Raw genomic sequence first — 22,063 nt, forward strand, 5'->3', positions numbered from 1 at the left:
GCCGGAGAAATTCCGACTGGCTGATACCATAGGGCGCAAGCCGCGCTGTGAAGTCGGCGTATTCATCTTCGGACAGCCGGGTTTTCACAACGCGGCTGCGGTGGGGCGTGTTGTATTTCTTTCGCATGGTCGTGACCTCCTTTCTTGCCGCATGAGCGCGGCGGGGATAAGCGGCGCAAGCCGCATAGCAGGGTTTGGGGAAGGCACTCCCCAACAAGTTTCCCGCGAGGGGCAAAACCGCAGAATTGCGGATTTTGGCACCGTGGTAGAAACTTGCTCTCGCTCTCGCTCTCGCTCTCGCTCTCGCTCTCGCTCTCGCTCTCGCTCTCGCTCTCGCTCTCGCTTCTCTTTACATTGACAACACAAAGCCCATTTGCTATAATATCGCGAAGAAGAACAGCCATGTTGTTCTAATTTCAGTATCGGAGGTATTCATATGGCAAACTGCAAAAACAGAAACAAGTCTTTTAACGGCGCTTTGGGCACTTTAGGAGGCCTTTTCTAAAATCACTGTTAGAAAGGGCTGAGAAGTTTGCCCTTCCTGCGCGGCAGTCGGGCTTGTTTCACAAAACAACCCACTGATTCGTAAAGGAGAATGTAACTTCATGTTTGCTAAAAATTCAAAGGCATATTCTGTCTACCTGCTGTTCCGATTTGTCTTTTCCCTGGCGGTTTCTATGTCCACAGTGCTTTCCATCGTGTACCACCTGGAGGTGGTGCAGCTGGATGCTTTCCAGCTTGTCCTGGTAGGGACGGTTCTGGAGACCTCCTGCTTTCTGTTCGAGATACCCACCGGTGTGGTGGCGGATTTGTATAGCCGTCGGCGCTCGGTGCTGATTGGAATGTTCCTCTACGGCCTGGGCTTTCTGATGGAGGGTGCGCTACCGTGGTTCGCGCCGGTTCTGCTGGCCCAGGTTGTCTGGGGTTGCGGTGATACCTTCATCACCGGCGCTCTGGAGGCGTGGATTGCCTCGGAGGAAGAGGACAAACCCATAGACAAGGTGTTCCTGCGGGGCAGTCAAATGGGGCAAATCGGCGGCGTTCTGGGCGTGGTGCTGGGCACACTGCTGGGAAACATAAACCTGCAAATGCCTGTCATCTTGGGGGGCAGTTTGTGCTTGTTGTTGGGGCTGGTGTTGGTTCGCATCATGCCAGAAACCAACTTCTCCCCTGCTATTGAGGAACGGCAGGGCTTGCTTAAAGACTTTGTCTGCCTGTTCAAGCTCAACCTGGGCTTTGTGAAAGGCGCACCTGTGTTGCTGGCGCTCTTAGCAATCACACTATGCGGGGGACTTGCCAGTGAAGGCTTTGACCGGCTCTCCACCGCTCATTTTCTGGATGACACGGTAATACCCGTTATCGGGCCGCTGAACAGCGTCACTTGGTTCGGTGTTATCAGTCTTATCGGCAGCGGCTTAGGTATTCTGGCTTCTCAGTTGCTCATCGCCCGCATGGAGAAAAAAGGGACTGTCAGCCGAACCAGTGTGGTCATGTCCACCAGCGCCGGGTATATCCTGTGCCTGGTTCTCTTCGCGGTGGGGCGGAGCTTTTGGTTCATGTTGTTGGTGTTCCTGCTGGCGGGGCTTATGCGCACCATCAAGGAGCCTGTGCTGGCCGCCTGGATGAACGACCATGTGGATGAGAAAATGCGCGCCACAGTCTTTTCCACCAGCGGACAGCTGGACTCTTTCGGGCAGATCATCGGCGGGCCTATTGTGGGGCTGGTAGCCCAGCAGGTGTCCATACCCTGGGGGCTGGTCTGTACCGCTTTCCTGCTGTTGCCCGCGCTGTTCTTAGTGCCGGTGGCGGGAAAGAAGCGGGATTGATATGGCATAGTTAAGTTTACTGACGAGCGGGAGATTACTTCCGCTCGTCTTCATTTAGTAGCGCAAAATTTGAGGACTCTTTATTTCCTTATTCGGTATAGCGGAGGCGGCTGTCAATTCGACATAATTTTCTTGTGATACTTTACCGTACATGAGCATTCGCGCCGGGGTTGTCATTGCCGTAACCTTCCAGCAGGTTGATGACGCCCCACACGCCGAGACCGGCACCCAGGGCAATGACGAGGGTCTGGAGAACGGTGATTGCCTGATTGAAAAATTCCATAAATAAAGTTGGCCGGAATCATCTTGAATAGATTTTTAGTCATGGTTCATAGGCATACAAAAGCCGGACAATCGCCCCGGTGTCCGGGGTCCGATTCCGGCCTTCCTCCTTTTTCATTATTTTTATAGAGATCGTCCGCTTTGTACGCCGATGGCCCCTTTTGGGGCGGTTGAGGCGGATAGATACGATCACTCCCTTCACAGCGGAACATCATTCATTGGCTGCGGCGTCGATCTCATACACGTCGCAGACCTGGTTGGGTTTGAGCTTCAGCCGGGCCTTGAGATAGCCTTCGATGTCAAAGGCGTTTTTCGGGTCGGCGTCAGCGGTGTACTTGTAGTTGGGGTGCTGGGTGATGTCGTACTTGTCCGACAAAAACGGGCGCACACCACGCAGCTGCAAGATGCACTTGCCGCCGTCCATGACGGCCAGCTCATCCTGGCTCATAAGCTCTTTCCCCAGTTTTTGATAGTTGAGCGAGTGGGAAGTCTCCCGCCCACGGCTCTCACCGGTGTTGTAGGTGTCGATGGTCTCCTTGCCCAGCACGGCGGCCAACTCCTTGAGGGTGGTCGGCTCCTTGCCGCCCAGGAAGATGGAGGTATCCATGTTGCCGATGATGGTATCGGCGTTGTCCTTGTAGATGGCCTTGAGCTGGGACTGTGCCTGCAACACCAGACAGGCGGAGATTTCACGGCTTCGGATGGTCGCCACCAGTTTCTCCAGCCGGGGAATCTGACCGATATTGGCGCACTCGTCAATGAGGCACCGCACATGGACCGGCAGCCGCCCGCCGTACACATCGTCGGCCTTTTCACACAAGAGGTTAAACAGTTGGGTGTAGCACATGGAGATCAGGAAGTTAAAGCTATCGTCCGTGTCGCTCATAATGAGGAACAGGGCGGTTTTCCGATCTCCCAGGGTGTCCAGTTCCAGCTCGTCGTAGGAAGTGACCTCCCGCAGCTCCGCGATGTCGAACACGGCAAGGCGCGCACCGCAGGAAATCAGGATCGACTTGGCTGTTTTGCCCGCCGCCAGCTTGTATTTCTTATACTGGCGCACCGCAAAGTGGTTGGGCTTTCTGGATTCCAGCTCATCGAACATCAGGTCAACGGCATTTTTGTATTCTTCATCGTCCTCCCGGACCTCCATGCTGTTAATCATCTCGATCAGGGTGGAAAAGTTCTGTTCCTCTGCCGGTGCCTCGTAGTGGATATACCCGATGAGGGCGCAGTACAAAAGCGTTTCCGCCTTGACCCAGAAATCGTCCCCGGCCTTGCCCTCGCCTTTGGTGTTGGCGATTAGCGTTGTGACCAGCTTCAAGATGTCCTTTTCCGAGTGGATGTAGGCAAAGGGGTTGTAGTGCATGGATTTCTTGAAGTTGATGGTGTTCAGCACCCGAATCTGGTACGGCTCATAGATGACCTTGCCGCGCTTATCCTTCATGGGCTTGCCGTCCTTGCCCAGCTTGGGCGCGCCCCGCTGGAGCATTATTCCGCATTCCACCAGGATGGTGCCCTTGGGGTCGGTGACAACATAGCTGCTGTGCATCTGCATCAGGTTCGGTTTCAGCCAGAAGCGGGTCTTGCCGGAGCCGGAACCGCCGATCACCAGCACATTTTTGTTTCTGGCGGTCTTGGGGTCCTTGGGACGGCTGTTCATGGTCAGGCTCTCGGTTTTTGTCAGGATGACGTTATTCTGGAACACCGGGTCGATGTAAGGGGCAATATCGTCATGGGTGCCCCAACGGGCGCTGCCGTACTCCACATTGTGGCGGTATTTCTTGGCGTTCTTGGATTTCAGATACACCGCCAGCCGCAGGCCAGCGCCGCAGCACAGGCCCACAGCCAGGTCCAGCGGGTGCAGACTGGGCCAGAAACTTTGCAGTGCTCCGGGCAGGACAGAGAACAGGGAAAGAAATTTCTCGGAAGCATTTGCCCCCACAGCCAGCCGCCACGCTTCCCCGAAGTTGGTGGCGAACAGGCCCAGCAGGATATAGGGCAGGTTCAGAAGAACCAGCTTTTTCACATTCAGCTGCTTCATCGTTCCAGCTCCTTCCGCTTGTTCCGGTCCACAACCGCATTTTTGATAAGCGCCTTGAAGTGGCTGAGCTTGGCCAGCACCGACGGGCGCTCGCTGCGGTCTGCCTTCTTGACCTTCTTCTGAGTGTATTCCGAGAACGCCGCCGTTAGGGCGTCCGCATCGCGGGCCTTGAAGAAGATCAGGTACTTGGGTGGGGAGCTGCTGCGGTCTTTTTTCACCGCATAGTCCACGCCGTACTTCCGGGCGATCTTCTCAAACTCCTTGATGGAGGGGTCGTTGATCTCGATGTTGGACACGCCCTGGTTCTGGCCGATCAGTTGCTTGACCGTCTGTTTGCCCTTGGGGGTGACAGGGGAATCCCGGCTGCGCTGCTTTTCCAGCTTTTTCTCCCTGCGGTGGGCCATGTACTTGGTAACGGCGGCTTTCAGCAGCCGCCCGGTGAACTTGGTGCCGCTGACTACCAGCGTCAAAGTTCTGTTTTCTACTTCCTCCTGCATTTTTCTCGCCTCCCTTCGTCGGTTATGCAGTGGATGGTCTGAATACTAAGGCGGGACCACCAGCCGCCGCAGCAGATGCCGGTGCCTCATACTGTCACCAGGATCAGGTCACGCAGATCGGCAAAGTAGAGCTTGCCCTTGGGCGTTACCAGGGTATAGGAGCCGGAATGGCCGTTGCGGTAGTAGTCCTTCACGCAAAACAGGCCCTCATTGCTGCTTTTGGCATAGGGCAGCACGCAGCCGGAGGGGGTGCGGTAGACAAACCGCTGTTCCAGCAGGAACCGGACAAACTGCCGCTCCGGCACGACCAGCTCTTTGGCGGTGGTACGCAGGTTGGTGCTGTGGTGCAGGTCGATGAACAGGTCGTAGTAAGCCGCTTTGCCTTTCAGTCGGGCATTGTCCGCCCGCAGCGCCGCATTTTTCTCCCGCTCAGCCAGCAGGTCGGAGCAGAGCTTCATCAGCGCCTCCGGCGAGGTGGCGACTTCCCACAGTTTTTCCTTGGTCATGTAGGCCCCGTGCTTGCGGATAGAGGGCAGCACCTCATCGAACACCCAGCGCTCAAACCGCTCCGCCGAAGGGAGCTTGCTGTGGACGATCAGGCGGTAGACATCGCCTTCGGGGATAAAAAGCATCTCCACCATCTGTACGGCGGGCGTACCATCTGCCTTTTTGCCGGTCTGGACCCCTATGCCCCGTTTCAGGGCATGGGGGCAATGCCGGTCAATAGCATTCTGTGGCTTGGTATAGCCCAGCGCCTTGGCAACATCTACACCGCAGAACAGGTACTTGCCGTTTTCCTCAATGACGCGGACGCTGCCAAACTCCGGGTTTTTGAAAATTTCCATCTGATTCATATCGTGCCTCCTTGGGCGATGCAGTAAAAAAGCGGCCTTTACCAGCCGCCTGCATACATATCGTGATTTACTTGGGAAGTGTAATGGTTGCTCATGGTGGTGGGCGCATTGAACAGCACGGTCAGCAGGTACTGCTTCATGTTGCGGACCTCGGTGGTGTTGTTGTGCAGGCACTCCATGACAAACTCGATGTGGCTGCTGTCCAGCTTCAAAAATCGTGACCGTACAACCTCATGGGGGAAGTCGCCGCCAGCAATCCGGGTGGTTTTCCGTTTGGCGCAGACCGTTTCCACGATCAGCTCCACGATCTCGTCCAAATCCTCCCGGTAGGTGGCAAACTCCCGGCACAGGTGGTCATACTCGATGTTGTCCAAAATCAATTCCCGATAATTCTGCATTTCCTCCATCGACATCGCATCCCTTCCTTTCCGTTCCGGCGGCCTGGCCGCCGCTGTTCCCCGGAAGGGAATGGAATCGGTACTTGATGGATCAGTTTTTGATTTTTGGGTATTTGATTTCTCTATATTTAATTCTGCGGGCTTTTCCGTATCCGGTTTATCCAGATACGGGTTTTCCGTATCTGGTGAATCCGTATCTGGCCCAGCCGTATCTGGCCCAGGCGTCTCCGGCAGCTGGGGCTGCTCATAGATCACATACTCGGTGTCGCTGATCCGGCCCTGCCGGTCCCGCAGCTGATGGCGCACGATATAACCGGCACCCTCCAGCTCCCGCAGCGCACCGCCGATGGCGTCCACGCCCTCCTTGCAGATTTTTGCAAGGCCGCGGGTGGTATAGTTCCAGTCATCCGGCAGAGACAGCATCATGGAGAGCAGTCCCTTGGCCTTTAGGGATAACGCACGGTTGCGTAAATGGTGATTGCTCATCACGGTGTAATCACGGGTCCGCTCAATGCGAAAAACGGCCATTTCATCACTCCTCTCGGCATTTGTGGCATGAAAAAAGCCGCAATCTTCAAAAAAAGACTGCGGCGGTCAGATTCTGTATTTCCGGCTGTGCGAAGCATAGGGCGGCCTCGGCACAGGTGGCCGGTAGAAGATGTCCTGCGCGGTGCCGAAAGGCAGACGCTGCATCACCCGGTCGATCTCGACGCTTTCCATGTCCTGCTGAGATTGGCAGTGTTCCCGGATCGCTTCCTGGATGTCTTTAACGGTACACATAGTTCAGTCCTTTCTTGGTAGGGGGTGGTTTACGGGTGGCGATTCTTTTTCGACTTGAAGTCGATGATATGCCCTTCCACAACATGGGCATACCGCTTGATTTTGATTTCCCGGCGCTTCTGGCTGAGAAGGGCGGCCTGATACCCGTCCTCCGTGAGAAACAGCCGCATTTCATCACCGGGGCTGCCGTAGGAGCAGGTCCGCAGGACGGAAAACTCGATCATCCAGCGGGTGTTGTCCCGAAAACGCTCCACAGCCAAAATGTTGTGTCCTTTCAGCTCACGGGCTGAAATATCCCTCATAGGCGCTCCTTTCACCGCTGCTGGTCTCTCTGACGCTTACGCTGCCACTGTTCCAGCAGCTTGATAATCGTTTCCTGCATTTTGGCCGGCGTGTAACTCTTGGGGAAATACTTCCGCAGGGTGTCGGAGGTGAAAGTCACCCGGTCCAGGTCGCTTTTCTTTTCCTCACCCATGATAACGCGCATCATATCCAGGGTCAGGTGCCCCTCCTGGCTGTATTTCTTGAGCCGCTGGGCTTGGGAGAGGGAGGGGGTGGCCTGCTCACTGTCCATCGCGTCCAGCAAATCCCGCTGTTCCTCTTTTTTGAGGAAAGACAACTCATAGGCCGGATTGACGGCGATTTTCTTCTCATCCACCATGTTCAGCAGTTCGGGAATCAGCTCGGTCAGGCGGATGTAGCGGAAAATCTGATTTTTACTTTGGCCGACCTGTTCAGCCAAAAGCTCACTGGACTTCTTTCCGAAATCGTTCCCAAGTTGGGAACCATTTTCTTTGGAGGGTCTCCCGGCCTGCCGTTTCATGGCCTCCAACTTCATCTTATAAGCAAAAGCCCGCTCACTGGGGAGCAGGCTTTCCCGCTGCAAGTTGCTGTCAACCATGATGATGGTGGCGGCATCGTCGTCCAGGTCCCGGACAATCACTGGCATGGTATCCTTGCCAGCCAGTTCGCTGGCCCGGTGCCGCCGGTGTCCGGCTACCAGCTCATAGCCGCCGTTGGGGTCCGGGCGTGCAATCGCCGGAACAAGAACGCCATACTGCCGGATGCTGTCTGCGGTTTCCATCATGGCCTCATCATCCTTGACCTTAAAGGGGTGATCCTTGAACGGGTGCAGCTCCGAGAGCGGAATTTCCAGAACCTTTTCCCGCTGGGCATCGGCGCGGCTTTCCTCGGTGGAGAACAGGTCATCGACCGATGCCAGCTCTACTTTTTTCGCGCTGCTTTTCAAGTTTCAACACCTCCTTGGTCAGATTTTTGTAGCCCTCGGCCACCTTGCCGCCGGGGTCATGGGCAAAGATGCTCTTGCCCTCGGCGCTGATCTCCTTGGCCCGGACAGAATGGGGAATCTCGGTGCCGAACACCTTGATTTTGCTGCCGTAGGTCTCCCGCAGCAGGGCGGCGATCTCTTTGGCGAAGTTCGTGCGGTTGTCCACCATCGTCAACAGGATGCCGTCGATTTGGAGCTTGGGGTTCAACTGCCGCTTGACCTTGTTGATGGTGGACAGCAGCTGCTCCAGGCCCTTGGCGGGCAGATATTCTGCCTGGACGGGGACTATGATGCGGTTGGCGGCTGCCAGGGCGTTGACCGTGAGCATCCCCAGGGAGGGCTGACAGTCGATCAGGATATGGGAATACTGTCCCTTCACGGTGTCCAGATACTGCCGCAGGACGGTCTCGCGGCTCATGGCGTTCACCAGCGATACCTCCATGCCGGAGAGCTGGATGTCGGCGGGCATCAGGTCCACGCCCTCCGGGTGATGCAGGATGCCCTCGCCGGGGCGTATCGGTTCGTCCATCAGGATACGGCCCATCGCGTCCGAGAGGGTAAAGGGCAGCTTGTCCGGCTGGGGATTGCCCAGGCTGATGGTCAGGCTGGCCTGGGGGTCAGCGTCCACCAGCAGGACCTTCTTCCCGGCCTGGGCCAGCCCTATCCCCAGGTTGGCGCAGGTGGTCGTCTTGCCGACGCCGCCTTTCTGGTTGGCGACGGCGATGATTTGCGTGTTCATAGCGTTTCACCTCATTTCTGTTGATTGCGTTCGGTTCTGGAAATAGAAAAAGCCGCCACTTCTTTTTTTGTAAAAGAGTGACGGCCTTTTCTGATCCCGGAATGAAATTCCCCGGAAACGCAAAAAGCGCCCAGTAGAAAATACTGAGCGCTTGGCGATTAGATTTATTCTGTTGTATTCAAATTAGGTCAGATTCAGACAAACCGTTTTCACGAAAAATACCTCCAAGGGATGTATAAATAAACATTCCCTTGGCAGCTCAAAATCGCGTCTCGGTTGTCCTATTTTTTAACCCATAAGCCCTCTTTTTGGGGTGGTTGTCCACCATTTAACCCATAGAAAATGGGTTAAAACAGGCTTCGTTGTGTCAAATTGCGTCAAACCATTTGAAAAGGAAAAACCCCGGAAACCGCGTAGTTCCGGGGTTTTTGACCACTTTTGATAAAGTTTAGCGCTTGCTGAACTGCGGCGCGCGACGGGCAGCCTTGAGGCCGTATTTCTTGCGTTCCTTCATGCGCGGGTCACGGGTCAGGAAGCCCGCCGCCTTGAGCGCGGGGCGGTACTGCTCAGCGTCCGCCTGCAGCAGCGCGCGGGCGATGCCGTGACGGATCGCGCCGGCCTGGCCGGTGAAGCCGCCGCCGGAAACCGTGCATTCCACGTCGAACTTGCCGGCGGTGCCGGTCGTCTCAAACGGCTGGCGGCAGACCATCTTCAGCGTCTCAAGGCCGAAGTAGTTGTCGATCGTGCGGTTGTTGATCTTGATCTCGCCGGTGCCGCCCGGGAACAGACGAACGCGGGCAACGGAGGACTTTCTTCTGCCGGTGCCGTAGAAATAAGCTTTCTTAGGTGTATACATCAGTTGGTTCCTCCCTTACTTTTCCCAGTTCTCGGGCTTCTGCGCCTGATGGTTGTGGTTCTCGCCCGCGTAAACCTTGAGACGGGTCGCGGACTGGCGGCCGATCGAGTTCTTCGGCAGCATGCCCTTAACGGCCAGCTGCATCGCGAACTCCGGCTTCTCCGCCATCAGGGTCTTGTACTGGACCTCTTTCAGGCCGCCGACCCAGCCGGTGTGGTGGCGGTAATACTTCTGGGTGAGCTTCTTGCCGGTCAGGACCGCCTTGTCCGCGTTGATCACGATGACGAAATCGCCGCAGTCGACATGGGGGGTGAACTCAGCCTTGTGCTTGCCGCGCAGCAGCATGGCGGCGGTAGCGGCGGTGCGGCCGAGCGGCTTGCCCGCGGCGTCCAGCACATACCACTTACGCTCGACAGTCTCTGCCTTAGCCATAAAAGTAGACATGTTTTCTTCCTCCGTTTTTTATATCAAAAGTAATTTGACAACATTTTCATGCGCTCCAAGCGAGCATATCTATTAAAACATATCATTTCCGGCAAGTCAAGCGGTTTTTTCAAATTTTATCTGCAATCCACTCTGTTCTCCGTTTATCTCTCGTTTTCTCTCTTATACTCTCTGTTTTTCACTTTGTATTTCAAATTTTGCATTTGCTTCCGCGCGCGTTTTCTGATATAAATAATAGGTATTCAACGGAAACGAGGCCGCATCATGCAGAAAATGCTTTCCTACGTCCGCCGCGCGGTGGACCACTACCATATGATCGAAGAGGGCGACCGCATCGCGGTCGGCGTATCGGGCGGCAAGGATTCGCTCGCGCTGCTCGTCGCGCTGGCGAAGCTGCGGGCGTTTTACCCTCAAAAATTCGAGATCGTGGCCATCACGCTCGAGATGGGCTACGCGGAGATGGATTTCTCTCCGGTCCAGGCGCTGTGCGACGAGCTGGGCGTGGAATATATCCGCATCCCGACCCAGATCGGCCCGATCATCTTCGATATCCGCAAGGAGGAAAACCCCTGCGCGCTGTGCGCCAAGATGCGCCGCGGCGCGCTGCACGAAGCCGCGAAAGCCGCCGGCTGCAAAAAGGTCGCGCTCGGCCACCACTTTGACGACGTGGTGGAGACCTATATGCTTTCGCTGTTTTATGAGGGCCGCATCTCCTGCTTCCAGCCAGTGACCTTTCTTGACCGCACGGGAATCACGCTCATCCGGCCGCTGCTGTATACGCCGGAGTACTATGTCCGCTCGTTCGCCGCGCGGCACGCGCTTCCGATCGTGCATAACCCCTGCCCCGCGGACGGCAACACCAAGCGGCAGGAGATCAAGGACCTGCTCAAAGGCCTTGAACAGACCATGCCCGGCCTGCGCGAGCGGATTTTCGGCGCGATCCAGCGCTACCCGCTGAAGGGCTGGGCGCCCGACCGCACGCGCACCCCCAAGCGTCCCAAATAGAAAAAAACCGCCCGGGGCGGTTTTTTTTCATTTTTTACACAAATCCCTTTGAGTTCCGTCCGGTTTTATGTCATACTGGAAGCAGACCAAACCACATGCAGAAAGAGGCGTTTTCATGGACAACCGCACCGAAAGACAGAAATACCTGCGCCTGCTCGCACAGCAGTATCCCAACGTGCGCGCGGCCAGCAGCGAGATCATCCACCTGCAGGCCATCCTCAGCCTGCCCAAGGGTACCGAGCACTTCATGAGCGACCTGCACGGCGAGGCCGAGGCCTTCGTGCATATCCTGAACAACGCTTCGGGCGCTGTGCGCGAAAAGGTGGACATCGTGCTGCGCGACGCCCTGCCCGCGGACGAGCGCGCGCGGCTCGCCACGCTCATCTATTATCCGGAGGAAAAGCTTTCCGAGCTGGCCGACGCGGCTCCCAACCGCGCGGAGTGGTACCGCATCACCCTGCGCCGGCTGATCGAAATCTGCCGCCTGTGCGCTTCTAAATACACGCGCGCCAAGGTGCGCCGCGCGCTGCCCGTCTGGAACGGCGACATCATCAACGAGCTGCTCAACAAAAACAACGATATCTTCAATAAGCGCGAGTATTTCGACACGGTTATCGCCTCCATCATCGAAACCGACTGCGCGGAGGAATTCATTATCTCCATGTGCAACCTGATCAAGCGCCTGGTCGTCGACCACCTGCACATCGTGGGTGATATTTTTGACCGTGGCCCGCGCGCGGACATCATCATGGACCTGCTGATGGAACACCACTCGGTCGATATCCAATGGGGCAACCACGACGTGCTGTGGATGGGCGCCGCCACGGGCAGCCGCACCTGCATCGCAACCGTGCTGAGCAACTCGATCACCTACAACAATCTGGATGTCATCGAAACCGGCTACGGCATCAGCCTGCGCCCGCTCGCGCTGTTCGCGGATGAAACCTACCGCGGCTCGGACGTATCCTGCTTCCTCCCCAAGACCGTGGAGGAGGGCGAGCAGTCCAAGGTGGATGTTACCCGCGCCGCGCGCATGCACAAGGCGATCGCGGTCATCCAGTTCAAGCTGGAGGGCCAGACCATCATGCGCAACCCCTCGTTCCGCATGGACGACCGCCTGCTGCTCGACAAGATCGACTTCGCAGGCGGCACGGTGCGGCTCCCCTCGGGCGTTTACCCGCTGCGCGACTGCGATTTCCCGACCATCGACCCTGCCGACCCCTACCGCCTGTCCGAAGCCGAGGCCGAGCTGATGGCGCAGCTCAAAAACTCGTTCCTGCGCAGCGAAAAGCTCCAGCGCCATATCCGCTTCCTCTATTCCAAGGGCGGGCTGTACAAGTGCTTCAACGGCAACCTGCTGTACCACGGCTGCATCCCGATGGACGATCGGGGCGAATTCCTCACGTTCTCGTTCGGCGGGAAAACGCTTTCCGGCAAGGCGCTGATGGACTGGTGCGAAACCGCCGCGCGGCAGGGCTATTATGCCCGCGAGGGAACGCCGGAGCGGCAGTTCGGCAAGGATTTCCTGTGGTTTTTGTGGTGCGGGCGCAACTCCCCCTCGTTCGGCCGCGACCATATTGCAACGTTTGAGCGCCGCCTGATCGCCGATCAGGCGACCTGGGCCGAACCGAAGAACCCCTACTATTCCTTCTACAACGAGGACGCCGTGTGTGTGCGCATCCTGCGCGAATTCGGGCTGGAAGGCGAGCACTGCCATATCGTCAACGGCCATGTGCCGGTCAAGACCAAGGACGGGGAAAGCCCGATCAAGGCGGGCGGCCGCCTGATCGTGATTGACGGCGGCTTCTGCCGCGCGTACCAGCCCACCACCGGCATCGCGGGCTATACGCTGGTATACGATTCCTGGGGCATCCATATCACGGCGCACGAGCCGTTCCCGGGCAGGCGCAACGCCATTCGGGACAACAAGGATATCCTGTCCACCTCCATGGCGTTCGACCGGTCGGAAAACCGCATCCGCATCAGCGAGACCGACAACGGCCGCGCGCTTCAGCAGACGATCGACGACCTCAAGGACCTGCTGGCTGCGTTCCGGCGCGGCGAGATCAAGGAGGATAACAGCGGCGCGGAATAAGCGCCGCCCGTTCCCGCGCAGCAAAAAACCGCAGCCTGACGGCTGCGGTTTTTCCTTTGCAACGCTTACTCCGCTGCGGCGATCGAGCGGAAATTTTCCAGATAATAGTCCGCGTTTTCATCATCCATGATTACGCAGACCAGATTGCCGACGCTGTCGATCTTGACGTTTTCGTCCGCCACGCCCACGCAGATCCACTTGCGCGGGTCCACGCTTTCGGCCAGCTTGCTCTTGACCGCGTCCACGTCCGCACCGTCCGCAAGGCGGAGCAGAACCACCGAGTGCGCCTGCGAGGTGATCGCGGACTCGGAGGCCAGGCCGGCCTCAAACGCGACATCCTCGGTGCCGAGGTACCACTGCAGCCCGCGGCTCATGCCGTCCGCGCCCATGCCGCTGTAAAGCGGGGCCTGCATGACCATGCCGCCGTACGGCTTATCGCCATAGACCTTTTCCATCAGCGAAACCAGGGCCGCGTCCGCCTCCGGCTCCTGCGGCTCCACCGGCGTCTCGGGTTCGTCGGATTTCTTGTAGCCCCATTCCGCTTCGCCGTAAGGCTTCATGAACAGGTCGTAGTATTCGTCATAACGGGCGGCGTAAACGCTTTCGATCTGCGGGTCGAACGTGTAGGCTGTGCCGTCGATTGTGATCTCGGTCCAGGCGTGTACCGATTCGCTGCCCTTGGGGCTGACGCCCGTGCCAACGACCGCCCGGGCATCATAGCCGACCTGGCGCGCCAGATAGGTGAACAGGGACGCCCAGGAGTAGCAGTTGCCCCTGCCCGTTTTAAGCATGTTGATCGCCTGCTCGATCTCCCAGCCGGCCTTGGAGGTATCGACCTCGCCAATGCCCAGATAGCCGAACGAGCCCTTGGCGTACAGGTATACCGCCCTCAGGCGCTCCATCTGGGTCAATCCGTCCTTCAGCACGTTGCCCACCGCCGGGGCGAGCAGCCGGTCCAGCTCCTCCGAGCCGGTCGTGTAGCGGCCGTTGCGGTCCAGCTCCAGATTGTCGATCACCACGTTGTGGTCAAACTGCCCGTCCGCGTTGACATGGAACAGCATGCCGCTTATGTTCTGCCAGCCCTCCGCCAGACCGGAAACCTCCCTGTCAAAGCTGGTCCAGTTCTCGATCCCGTCGGTTATCTCATATTCGTGGTCCGTGGTCGCTTCCAGCATGTCCAGATAAGCCCAGTGCGTATCCGGCACGTCCGGCATGATGCGGATGCCCTCGCTGGTAGCGGCCGTCACCGCGTCGCCCGCGCGGCCCAGCACGCGGTTGAGGATGGCGACGGTTTCCGCGCGGGTGATCGGGTCGTCCGGCCGGAACAGGCCGGACGGGTCGCCGGAGATCCAGCCCTGCGCCAGCGCGGTCTGCACCGCGCCGTGCGCCCAGTGGGAGGCGGGTACGTCGGCAAACGTCCGCTCCGTGCCGATATCGTCATGCGGGAAGCGCGCGAGGATGGTGACGAACTCCGCGCGGGTGATCGCCATGTCCGGCAGGAACGTGCCGTCCGCATAGCCGCTCACCAGGCCGAAGCCGGCCATCTGGCGCACCGCGTCCGCGTACCACGCGGAAACGTCCACATCCGTGAACAGATGATCCCCGTTTGCCGCTTTTGTGGTCAGGAGCGAAGCGATCAGCTGGCACGCCTCCGCGCGGATGATCGGGATATCCGGCCGGAACGTGCCGTCCGAATAGCCGTTCATATACTGCATGTGGTCGGCCGTATTGAGCTGCGGCACAGGCGCGCCGTCTGTTTCATTCGAGGCGGCGGCACATGCGGAAATCGGCAGTGTTGTCACCGCCATCAGCGCCGCAAGCGAAGCCGCGGTCAGTCTTTTTTTCATGTGTTTGGGATTCCCCTTTCCTGATTCTCTGGAGTATTAGACGGAGCCGCCGCCGTCCGGTTCCCTGTCTCCCGTGTTTTTTTGTGTTTTTTCCGTTTTATCCTGCTGCTCCACGTCCTCCGGATCAAGCACGATGGGGATGAGCGACGCCGCCAGCTTCCCCCTGCCGCGGGTCTTGGCGTAAAAGAACCCGATCACGGAAAAAATAACCGCGCCGACAAAATTCACCAGCAGGTCCTTCATCGTGTCGATCAGGCCGATATCCAGATAGCCGCCTGGGAACTGCATCCAGTCTTTCCCGTTGACGATCAGGCTCTCGATCGGTTCATGCACGACCGTGTTGAGGCCCGTGGGGTTGAGGGACACGGAATTGACCGTGTGGACGAGGAAATCCTTTTGCATATCCGTTCCGAAAAACTGGTCCATGCCGAATTCAAAAAACTCCCACAAAACGCCAACCGTCATGGAAAAGCAGAACGCCACGATCGCCAGGAACAGCGGCGACAGCTTAAAGGAAAACCGCTCGCTCCGGTTGAACAGGTCGACCAGGGAGAAGCCGACCGCCGCGACCAGAAAGCCGTTGATGGTGTGCAGCATGGTGTCCCAGCCGGGTATAATCGTATAAAACGAGTTGATTTCGCCCAGTATTTCCGCCGCGTAGATAAAGCAGTAGATGATCCCCTCCATCACAGGCGGAATATCGATCGCCAGGCTGCGCTCAATCAGCACGGGTACGCAGAACAGGATCAGCGCGAGCAGCGCCACGAACATGTTCTCATAACGGTGCATGAAAGCCGAACGGATGAACGTCAGAATGATAAAAAAGGACAGCACGCCGCGGATGGTCAGCCGACGCCGCACCCGTCTGCGCGTCTCTACCGCGATTTCCGCTTTTGCCGGTTTATTTTTTCTTTTGAACATGAGCTCTCCTCTCCGCCGGTCTGTGATTTCCAACTGCCATACAGTATAGCATACCACGCGGCAAAAGAAAAGGATGCTTGGGGGAAGCCCGAAAAAACAGGGAAGCTCAGTCCGCGAGAAGCTGCTGCTGCACGGTTTCAAAGCCCAGGCGGGCGATGGTATCCGAAAAGCGTTCGCCCTGCCGGCCCTGGTCGCGGAACAGCGTCAGCGCGCGTTCGATGACCGCGAGCACCTCGTCCTTATCGGTGAAAATGCGGTCGAGCTTGCGGCCCATAGCGGTGCGCTTGCCCCAGCGCCCGCCGATATAAATCGCATAGCCCTGCACCTTGGCGCCGACCACGCCGAACGGACACTTCTGGTAGCAGCGCCCGCAGTGGTTGCACGCCTCACTGTTGAAATCCAGCTTGCCGTCGCCCAGCTTGCTGGCGCCGATCGGGCAGGCCTTTTCGATCTGGCAGACCTTGCAGCCGCGGCACTTGTCCATATCGTGGGCGGGTACGCGCTGGCCGATGATGCCGATGTCGTTCAGGTCGGGCTTGACGCAGTTGTTCGGGCAGCCGCCGACCGCGATCTTGAACTTGTGCGGCAGGCGCTCCTCGTGCCAGCCGATAAAAAACCTGTCGTGTATCTCGCGCGAGAGCGCATAGGTGTCGATCAGGCCGTACTGGCAGGTTGTACCCTTGCAGGAAACGACCGGCCGGACCTTGGGGCCGGTGCCGCCGGTTTCCAGGCCGTGCTCCTTGAGGAACGCGCGCATCGGCTCGATATTGTCATAGGGGACATGCTGGACCTCGACGGTCAGGCGGGTGGTCATGGCGATTTCGCCGTTGCCGAAGCGCTCGGCGGCTTCGGCGATCGCGCGGCTTTCCGCGGCGGTGATCTTACCGTTGCGGGTGATGACGCGGCCGTTGAAGCAATCCTTTGTGTTCTTATCCCGCAGGAAGCCAAGCCCTTTGACGCGCTTGATATCCTCGGCAGAGGGGATCGTACCCGCTGTGTTCATAATATTCCTCCTTGTCCTGATGCGGTTGGGGCGCTGTGCGGCGCGCCGCGCCGGTACGCGGCGGTACGGCGGGAAAGCCCGCCGGCCCGTGGGAAAGGGCCGCACACTGTCTTTGTTTTTATTGTAACAGGATTATGCGGGGATAGCAATTATAATCTCAAGCAGGCGTGGTAATATCAGCCTTTTACGGCACAGGCTCCCATAATTGGGGGTTCCATGAAAAACCAGCCTCCGCAGGAGGCTGGCTTGCCGGAGGTTCATTCCGCGGGCAGGAACAGCAGGTTCAGGTCGACCGGCCCCTCGATGCCGGAAATCCGGCCCTCGTCCGTGTACTGCCACATGGCGAAGCCGCCCGGCAGGGAGGGGCTTGTCGTATAGTCCGCATACCAGACCGGATAGTGGTCGAGCTTTTCCATATCATACATATTGTGCGCCCAGTCGGTATTGACATAGATCATGGGCAGATAGCCGGCCTTGTAAATGCGCCGGCAGAAAGCGAGCGCGTTCAGCGTCGCCTGTTCGCCGCTCAGGCCGTCCGTCCGCGTTTGGCCCGCGGTATATTCCTCCTGGTCGTACACGACCGGATACCCGACCGGATAGCCGCGGATCAAATCGAGCAGGTAATCGGCCTCCTCCTCGGCCTCGGCCTCGTTCAGGGCCTGGGAGTAAAGGTAGACGCCCACCTGCAGGCCGGCGTCCGCGGCGCCCTGGATATTTTTTTCAAACGTATCGTCCGGCACGAGCCGGCCGGTTTCATAGCCGCGGTAGGCGGCGCGGATGATGGCGAATTCCGCGCCCGCTGCCTTGACCGCCTGCCAGTCGATTTCGCCCTGGAAGGTGGAAACGTCGATGCCCGGCGAGGCGATAATATTTTCCCCGCTGTCCGCATATGTATAGAACGGGCTGCCTGTCTGCAGCAGGACATGATCCACCTGGATATTGCGCAGGCCGAGCGTGTTTTTGATGATGCTGTGGTGGGCGCGGTATGCCACGAATATGGTTACTGCGGTAGACACGAGGAAAACAGCGGCCAGCGCCAACAGCAGCAGCCGTCTGGTTTTTTTCGCGCGGCGCTGCGGCCGGCGTGGGTAAAGAGGCTGACTCATAGACACTCCTTGAAGCATTGGTTAGGATATAAGGCATTATACCACAGGAAATTTTGTTTTTCCACTAAAAAACGCCGGATTTCGACGGTCAGGCGGTCAGACAGGCGGCAGGAGGGAGAAGGAATGAAGCGGTCGGTTGTGGAGCATGCCGTGTTCGGCGTGCTGGGCGGCCTGGTCTATATGGGGATAGAGGTGTTGTGGCGCGGCCGCAGCCATCCGACCATGCTGCTGCTGGGCGGCGTGTGCTTTGTCATGATCGGGCGGCTCAACGAGCGGCAGGGCTGCGCGCCGCCGCTCTGGGCGCAGGCTGTGGCCGGCGCCGCGGCGGTGACGCTGCTGGAGCTGGCGACGGGACTGATCGTAAACCGGTGGCTGGGATGGAATGTGTGGGATTACAGCGATATGCCCCTCAATTTTATGGGGCAGATCTGCCTGCCCTACAGCCTGGCCTGGCTGCTGCTGAGCGCCGTGGCCGCAAGGCTGGAGGACGGGCTGCACGCCCTGGCGGACCGCATATGGATAGCGGTATGGCGGTAAGCGGACGCGTCCCGACCGGCGCCGAGCAGGCAAACCGTTAAAAACAAGGCCCCCCTGTTTTCAGGGGGGCCTTTCGGGATATGGAGCGGATGATGGGAGTCGAACCCACCTATGCAGCTTGGGAAGCTGCCGTTCTACCGATGAACTACACCCGCGGATAACGCTTTTATTGTAACCGCCGGCGCGCCGTTTGTCAAGAGCCGGATTGAAACGAAATGAAATTTGGGGGAGGCGGCCGGCAGGGCGGCGGATAAAAAAAGAGCGGGGGAAACGCACACACCCATAAAGAAGTAATTTAATCTTGTTGCAGGGCGGCATAGCGTAGGCTATGCCGTTCTGCTTTTTCTCTGCCGTTCAATAGTCTGCTTGTCTTCGTCCTGTCCCAGTTCCCCGATAAAGTTCCAGACAATATCAATTTTCTGTCTGCGGTGTCCGCTGGACTTGTCCGGCGCGTGGACAATGATTTTCTTTACAAACTCATTGACGATAGTAGGCGTTAGTTCCCGTATTCCCACATACTTGCGGATAACGGCGGCGAAGCTGTCAAAATCCGTCCTGTCCTGTTCGTAGGTATCAACGGCAGCTTGCTCTGCCTTGACAAACTCTGTCAGTTCCTTTTGCTCCGCTTCATACTCGGCGGACAGCTTCAAAAATCTCTCGTGGCTGATTGTGCCGTTGATGTCGTCCTCGTAAATCCGCTTGAAAATACGGTCAAGTTCGGCAATCCGTTTCTTTGCCTGTTCTAATTCTTTCTTTTTCCGCTTTACTGCCTTTTCCGCCACCTCAAATCTCTGCTGATAAACCATGTTTTGAAAGCTCTGTATATCATCAAAGAACATAGCCGTTACATCAAATATCCTTTGCAGGACGAACAGCTTTAAGGTTTCTTCTCTGATAAAATGCGCGGAACAAGTGCCTGTATTGCTCTTGTAGTTGGAGCAGACATAATGCTCTTGTTTGGGTGTAAAATTGTTTGTCGTGCAAAAGTACAGCTTTTCGCCGCAGTCAGCGCAATAAAGCAAGCCGGAGAATAAGCCTTGCCGTCCTGTCTTTGTAGGGCGGCGTTTGTTTGCTCTTAATTCCTGCACCCTCTCAAATATTTGTTCCTCGATAATAGCAGGTTGGGTATTGAGGAAAATCCGTTGATTTTCCGGCGCATTTTGCAGACGCTTTTTCAGTTTGTGGGATTTGGAATAGGTTTTGAAATTGACCGTACACCCTGTATATTCCGGGCGTTCCAATATCCCCGCTATGGATTTGTAATCCCAACGATAGAGATTATCCGGCATAGCCTTTCCGTCACGCTTTGCATAGTAGGCTTTGACTGTCAACACCTTGTCCGCGGTCAGCACTTTTGCTATCTGCATGGGTCCTTTTCCGGCAATACACAAAGCAAAAATCCTCTTTACCACAGCGGCAGCTTCCTCGTCTACAATCCACTCTTTCTTATTGTCTGGGGATTTCATATATCCGTAGGGCGGATTAGTACAAAGATGTTCTCCGGCGTTGCCCTTTACCCGCATGACCGCGCGGATTTTCTTGCTTGTATCGCGTGCGTAAAAATCATTGAACAGATTACGGAAAGGGGTAAAATCGTTGTCGCCCTTATCACTGTCTACTCCGTCATTGATTGCGATATAGCGAATGTCACGCTCGGCAAAGAAACTCTCGGTGTAGTAGCCGACTTTCAGATAATCGCGCCCCATGCGGGACATATCCTTGACGATAACCGTCTTGACCTTTCCGGCTTCCGAAAGCCTTATCATTTCATTCCAACCCGGTCTGTCAAACGTAACGCCCGAAACGCCGTCGTCAATGAAAAATGTAGGATTAGGAAAACTGTTGTCCGTTGCATATTTGAGCAGGATTTTCTTTTGATTTGCTATGCTGTTACTCTCTCCGTCCAGAGCGTCCTCTTGAGAAAGCCTTGCATATAAAGCGGTAATGTTGTCGGGATAGTTTTTCGTCGTTGTCATGTGTTCATTCCTCCTGTAATGAACGCCCGACAAACAGGTCGCTATCTTCATTATAGCGGACTTCTTTTTCTTTGTCAGTAGGCGTTTTGACGGATTCCGCTTTTATGAGCCTTTCCATTTTGCTATAAAGCGGTTCAGAGCCACCGCAAATCGTTGACACTTCAAAAATCGTGCCGCCGATTTTGTAAGTAACTGTTTCATGCAGAGGATTGCCCTTTTGTGGCATAAATCCCTTATTTTCAATATCTCGTTTCTTTTCCATTCCTTTCCCGTCCTTTCGTAGTTTGTTGAAGTGAAAACTGAATAGCAAGCATAGGAAAGGGGTACCCTTTCCGTAAAATCGTCCGTTTTCTGTCTGCCGACAGCGGGCGATTTTTGCTTGTTGGGAAGTGTCCCAAACCCTCTTGATTTCCCTCTCATTACCTACAACACTGCACAGGACGATTTTGCCAAAGTTTTGAGAGAGATTTTTCAAATTTTCTTCTTCACTACTTAATACGGAAAAGTTTTGAAAATGCCAAATCAGAACAAAAGAAAAACGCTGTAATCTTCAAAAATTACAACGTTTTCTAAAATCTATTTAGTTTGCCGGTGCTACGCCAAAAGCCTTGAAGCCGTATCTTGGTACTGCTCTTTTTGCCATATCCATTTGCAAAGGCGCTATTTTTTTTCTGCTTCATCAAGTGCCAGTTTTGAAAATATAGAAAACAACGTGTCAATCGCTTTTCCGAAATTCTCTCGTTCTTCCTTATCCATTTGTTCTAATAATTCTTGAAAACAAGATGTATTCTCATTGACAAAATTATCCATGTATTCAAGAGCCTTATCGGTAAGTCTTATACGAATAACACGCCGGTCTTTTTCATCATAGATACGTTCTATAAATTGTTGTTCATAAAGCCTGTTAGACATTTTACTCATTTGATGTTTGGGTATTTGAACATAACGAGAAAAATCGGACATTGTCATGGTTCCACCCCACCGGAGGGTTAAAAGGCAATAGTACATTTCAAGACTGATACCGTCCTCTAATAACTGCTTAACGGGTCTAACAATTCTATAATTCCAGTGCGGTAATAGAACTAATATTTTTTCTCTTATTTCTTTCGTTTCCATTGAAAAGCCCCCTAACTTTCGAGCCTAAATTTACATAAAGTGACCTGTCATTCTAAAAATGATATGAAAGACAAATATATCTTGACAGCAGGAGAAAAGTTGCTATAATATAATAGTGTCATAAATGCAACTATTATAAAAATGATATATTTATTTTTAGGCAATCATTTTGGTTGTATTATAAACAACCTTTGTTAAAAAAACAAGTAGATAGGAGGAACTTTTGTGGGACAGGATAAAAACATTGAACTAATGAGCAACGCACCTATTCCAAAGGCTATTATCAAACTTGGAATACCAACAGTTGTAAGCAGTTTGATTTCTGTACTTTATAATTTAACAGATACTTTTTTTATAGGTTTACTCGACGACCCTATCCAACTGGGAGCCATTTCTTTAGCTTTTCCAGTATTTCTTGTAATTCAGGCTGTCAGCACAATTTTTTCAGTAGG

The 22,063-nt window shown here is 55.7% G+C and carries 21 protein-coding genes, 1 tRNA gene and 3 pseudogenes; 5 read left to right on the top strand and 20 right to left on the bottom strand.

Going from position 1 to position 22,063, the window contains the following annotated elements; all coding sequences use genetic code 11:
* Nucleotides 1-127, bottom strand: a pseudogene (locus ACYQ3S_RS14570) (plasmid mobilization protein); the annotation flags it as partial.
* A gap of 478 nt (nucleotides 128-605) precedes the next feature.
* Here ACYQ3S_RS14570 and tet(40) point away from each other — a divergent pair.
* On the top strand, nucleotides 606-1,826 hold the full coding sequence (tet(40), locus tag ACYQ3S_RS14575) for a tetracycline efflux MFS transporter Tet(40) (protein WP_002578914.1): 1,221 nt from the start codon (nucleotides 606-608) through the stop codon (nucleotides 1,824-1,826).
* Between the two features lie 154 nt (nucleotides 1,827-1,980).
* On the opposite strand, the pseudogene ACYQ3S_RS14580 reads toward tet(40), so the two are convergent.
* The 11 genes and pseudogenes from ACYQ3S_RS14580 to rplM form a co-directional block, all read right to left on the bottom strand.
* A pseudogene (locus ACYQ3S_RS14580) lies at nucleotides 1,981-2,109 on the bottom strand (Maff2 family mobile element protein); the annotation flags it as partial.
* A gap of 210 nt (nucleotides 2,110-2,319) precedes the next feature.
* Entirely contained in the window at nucleotides 2,320-4,149 is a 1,830-nt protein-coding gene (locus ACYQ3S_RS14585; protein WP_459690052.1) for a VirD4-like conjugal transfer protein, CD1115 family, read from the bottom strand.
* On the bottom strand, nucleotides 4,146-4,646 hold the full coding sequence (locus tag ACYQ3S_RS14590; protein ID WP_291243757.1) for a PcfB family protein: 501 nt from the start codon (nucleotides 4,644-4,646) through the stop codon (nucleotides 4,146-4,148). The genes ACYQ3S_RS14585 and ACYQ3S_RS14590 overlap by 4 nt, the downstream gene beginning before the upstream one ends.
* 86 nt (nucleotides 4,647-4,732) lie before the next feature.
* Nucleotides 4,733-5,500: a BRO family protein gene (locus tag ACYQ3S_RS14595; protein ID WP_291243758.1), complete on the bottom strand. Its 768-nt coding sequence runs from the start codon at nucleotides 5,498-5,500 to the stop codon at nucleotides 4,733-4,735.
* 38 nt (nucleotides 5,501-5,538) lie between these two features.
* Nucleotides 5,539-6,426: a DUF6017 domain-containing protein gene (locus tag ACYQ3S_RS14600; RefSeq protein WP_291243759.1), complete on the bottom strand. Its 888-nt coding sequence runs from the start codon at nucleotides 6,424-6,426 to the stop codon at nucleotides 5,539-5,541.
* Between the two features lie 66 nt (nucleotides 6,427-6,492).
* A complete protein-coding gene (locus ACYQ3S_RS14605; protein WP_291243760.1) occupies nucleotides 6,493-6,678 on the bottom strand; it encodes a hypothetical protein in 186 nt (61 codons plus the stop codon).
* Between the two features lie 29 nt (nucleotides 6,679-6,707).
* Nucleotides 6,708-6,980, bottom strand: a complete 273-nt coding sequence (locus ACYQ3S_RS14610; protein WP_337602577.1) for a DUF5720 family protein — start codon at nucleotides 6,978-6,980, stop codon at nucleotides 6,708-6,710.
* A gap of 11 nt (nucleotides 6,981-6,991) precedes the next feature.
* On the bottom strand, nucleotides 6,992-7,927 hold the full coding sequence (locus tag ACYQ3S_RS14615; RefSeq protein WP_291243762.1) for a ParB/RepB/Spo0J family partition protein: 936 nt from the start codon (nucleotides 7,925-7,927) through the stop codon (nucleotides 6,992-6,994).
* On the bottom strand, nucleotides 7,884-8,705 hold the full coding sequence (locus tag ACYQ3S_RS14620; protein WP_325257262.1) for a ParA family protein: 822 nt from the start codon (nucleotides 8,703-8,705) through the stop codon (nucleotides 7,884-7,886). The genes ACYQ3S_RS14615 and ACYQ3S_RS14620 overlap by 44 nt, the downstream gene beginning before the upstream one ends.
* Nucleotides 8,706-9,153: 448 nt before the next feature.
* Entirely contained in the window at nucleotides 9,154-9,561 is a 408-nt protein-coding gene (gene rpsI / locus ACYQ3S_RS14625; RefSeq protein ID WP_054326723.1) for a 30S ribosomal protein S9, read from the bottom strand.
* A gap of 15 nt (nucleotides 9,562-9,576) precedes the next feature.
* Nucleotides 9,577-10,005 (bottom strand): 50S ribosomal protein L13, encoded by a 429-nt coding sequence (rplM, locus tag ACYQ3S_RS14630; protein WP_054326722.1) that lies wholly within the window; start codon nucleotides 10,003-10,005, stop codon nucleotides 9,577-9,579.
* Between the two features lie 264 nt (nucleotides 10,006-10,269).
* Here rplM and ACYQ3S_RS14635 point away from each other — a divergent pair, with 264 nt between their 5' ends.
* On the top strand, nucleotides 10,270-11,010 hold the full coding sequence (locus ACYQ3S_RS14635; protein ID WP_459690054.1) for a tRNA 2-thiocytidine biosynthesis TtcA family protein: 741 nt from the start codon (nucleotides 10,270-10,272) through the stop codon (nucleotides 11,008-11,010).
* Between the two features lie 115 nt (nucleotides 11,011-11,125).
* Nucleotides 11,126-13,105: a fructose-1,6-bisphosphatase gene (locus ACYQ3S_RS14640; protein WP_459690055.1), complete on the top strand. Its 1,980-nt coding sequence runs from the start codon at nucleotides 11,126-11,128 to the stop codon at nucleotides 13,103-13,105.
* 65 nt (nucleotides 13,106-13,170) lie between these two features.
* Here the strand turns inward: ACYQ3S_RS14640 and ACYQ3S_RS14645 are convergent, their stop codons facing one another.
* From ACYQ3S_RS14645 to ACYQ3S_RS14660, 4 genes are all read right to left on the bottom strand, one after another.
* On the bottom strand, nucleotides 13,171-14,952 hold the full coding sequence (locus tag ACYQ3S_RS14645; protein WP_459690056.1) for an S-layer homology domain-containing protein: 1,782 nt from the start codon (nucleotides 14,950-14,952) through the stop codon (nucleotides 13,171-13,173).
* Nucleotides 14,953-14,988: 36 nt separating this feature from the next.
* A complete protein-coding gene (locus ACYQ3S_RS14650; RefSeq protein WP_459690057.1) occupies nucleotides 14,989-15,873 on the bottom strand; it encodes a hypothetical protein in 885 nt (294 codons plus the stop codon).
* A gap of 106 nt (nucleotides 15,874-15,979) precedes the next feature.
* On the bottom strand, nucleotides 15,980-16,876 hold the full coding sequence (locus tag ACYQ3S_RS14655) for a 4Fe-4S dicluster domain-containing protein (protein ID WP_459690058.1): 897 nt from the start codon (nucleotides 16,874-16,876) through the stop codon (nucleotides 15,980-15,982).
* Between the two features lie 257 nt (nucleotides 16,877-17,133).
* The gene (locus tag ACYQ3S_RS14660) at nucleotides 17,134-17,982 is read right to left on the bottom strand and encodes a glycoside hydrolase family 25 protein (protein WP_459690060.1); all 849 of its coding nucleotides are present in this window, start codon (nucleotides 17,980-17,982) and stop codon (nucleotides 17,134-17,136) included.
* Nucleotides 17,983-18,105: 123 nt separating this feature from the next.
* Between ACYQ3S_RS14660 and ACYQ3S_RS14665 the strand changes: the two genes are divergently transcribed.
* Nucleotides 18,106-18,519 (top strand): putative ABC transporter permease, encoded by a 414-nt coding sequence (locus ACYQ3S_RS14665; protein ID WP_459690061.1) that lies wholly within the window; start codon nucleotides 18,106-18,108, stop codon nucleotides 18,517-18,519.
* A gap of 81 nt (nucleotides 18,520-18,600) precedes the next feature.
* Here ACYQ3S_RS14665 and ACYQ3S_RS14670 read toward each other — a convergent pair.
* The 4 genes from ACYQ3S_RS14670 to ACYQ3S_RS14685 form a co-directional block, all read right to left on the bottom strand.
* Nucleotides 18,601-18,674: transfer RNA gene (locus tag ACYQ3S_RS14670), tRNA-Gly, on the bottom strand.
* A gap of 171 nt (nucleotides 18,675-18,845) precedes the next feature.
* Nucleotides 18,846-20,495, bottom strand: a complete 1,650-nt coding sequence (locus ACYQ3S_RS14675) for a DUF4368 domain-containing protein (protein WP_459690062.1) — start codon at nucleotides 20,493-20,495, stop codon at nucleotides 18,846-18,848.
* 4 nt (nucleotides 20,496-20,499) lie between these two features.
* On the bottom strand, nucleotides 20,500-20,757 hold the full coding sequence (locus ACYQ3S_RS14680; RefSeq protein WP_459690063.1) for a hypothetical protein: 258 nt from the start codon (nucleotides 20,755-20,757) through the stop codon (nucleotides 20,500-20,502).
* 398 nt (nucleotides 20,758-21,155) lie between these two features.
* Nucleotides 21,156-21,611 (bottom strand): MarR family winged helix-turn-helix transcriptional regulator, encoded by a 456-nt coding sequence (locus ACYQ3S_RS14685; RefSeq protein WP_459690064.1) that lies wholly within the window; start codon nucleotides 21,609-21,611, stop codon nucleotides 21,156-21,158.
* A gap of 225 nt (nucleotides 21,612-21,836) precedes the next feature.
* On the opposite strand from ACYQ3S_RS14685, the pseudogene ACYQ3S_RS14690 reads away from it, so the two are divergent.
* Nucleotides 21,837-22,063: pseudogene (locus tag ACYQ3S_RS14690) on the top strand (MATE family efflux transporter); the annotation flags it as partial.

Source organism: Agathobaculum sp. TL06 (assembly GCF_054658635.1).

Bases quoted from the DNA above. Each gene is read 5' to 3' on its own strand.
- ACYQ3S_RS14585 (WP_459690052.1), bottom strand. From the start codon at position 4,149: ATGAAGCAGCTGAATGTGAAAAAGCTGGTTCTTCTGAACCTGCCCTAT.
- ACYQ3S_RS14590 (WP_291243757.1), bottom strand. From the start codon at position 4,646: ATGCAGGAGGAAGTAGAAAACAGAACTTTGACGCTGGTAGTCAGCGGC.
- ACYQ3S_RS14595 (WP_291243758.1), bottom strand. From the start codon at position 5,500: ATGAATCAGATGGAAATTTTCAAAAACCCGGAGTTTGGCAGCGTCCGC.
- ACYQ3S_RS14600 (WP_291243759.1), bottom strand. From the start codon at position 6,426: ATGGCCGTTTTTCGCATTGAGCGGACCCGTGATTACACCGTGATGAGC.
- ACYQ3S_RS14605 (WP_291243760.1), bottom strand. From the start codon at position 6,678: ATGTGTACCGTTAAAGACATCCAGGAAGCGATCCGGGAACACTGCCAA.
- ACYQ3S_RS14610 (WP_337602577.1), bottom strand. From the start codon at position 6,980: ATGAGGGATATTTCAGCCCGTGAGCTGAAAGGACACAACATTTTGGCT.
- ACYQ3S_RS14620 (WP_325257262.1), bottom strand. From the start codon at position 8,705: ATGAACACGCAAATCATCGCCGTCGCCAACCAGAAAGGCGGCGTCGGC.
- rpsI (WP_054326723.1), bottom strand. From the start codon at position 9,561: ATGTATACACCTAAGAAAGCTTATTTCTACGGCACCGGCAGAAGAAAG.
- rplM (WP_054326722.1), bottom strand. From the start codon at position 10,005: ATGTCTACTTTTATGGCTAAGGCAGAGACTGTCGAGCGTAAGTGGTAT.
- ACYQ3S_RS14635 (WP_459690054.1), top strand. From the start codon at position 10,270: ATGCAGAAAATGCTTTCCTACGTCCGCCGCGCGGTGGACCACTACCAT.
- ACYQ3S_RS14640 (WP_459690055.1), top strand. From the start codon at position 11,126: ATGGACAACCGCACCGAAAGACAGAAATACCTGCGCCTGCTCGCACAG.
- ACYQ3S_RS14645 (WP_459690056.1), bottom strand. From the start codon at position 14,952: ATGAAAAAAAGACTGACCGCGGCTTCGCTTGCGGCGCTGATGGCGGTG.
- ACYQ3S_RS14650 (WP_459690057.1), bottom strand. From the start codon at position 15,873: ATGTTCAAAAGAAAAAATAAACCGGCAAAAGCGGAAATCGCGGTAGAG.
- ACYQ3S_RS14655 (WP_459690058.1), bottom strand. From the start codon at position 16,876: ATGAACACAGCGGGTACGATCCCCTCTGCCGAGGATATCAAGCGCGTC.
- ACYQ3S_RS14660 (WP_459690060.1), bottom strand. From the start codon at position 17,982: ATGAGTCAGCCTCTTTACCCACGCCGGCCGCAGCGCCGCGCGAAAAAA.
- ACYQ3S_RS14665 (WP_459690061.1), top strand. From the start codon at position 18,106: ATGAAGCGGTCGGTTGTGGAGCATGCCGTGTTCGGCGTGCTGGGCGGC.
- ACYQ3S_RS14675 (WP_459690062.1), bottom strand. From the start codon at position 20,495: ATGACAACGACGAAAAACTATCCCGACAACATTACCGCTTTATATGCA.
- ACYQ3S_RS14680 (WP_459690063.1), bottom strand. From the start codon at position 20,757: ATGGAAAAGAAACGAGATATTGAAAATAAGGGATTTATGCCACAAAAG.
- ACYQ3S_RS14685 (WP_459690064.1), bottom strand. From the start codon at position 21,611: ATGGAAACGAAAGAAATAAGAGAAAAAATATTAGTTCTATTACCGCAC.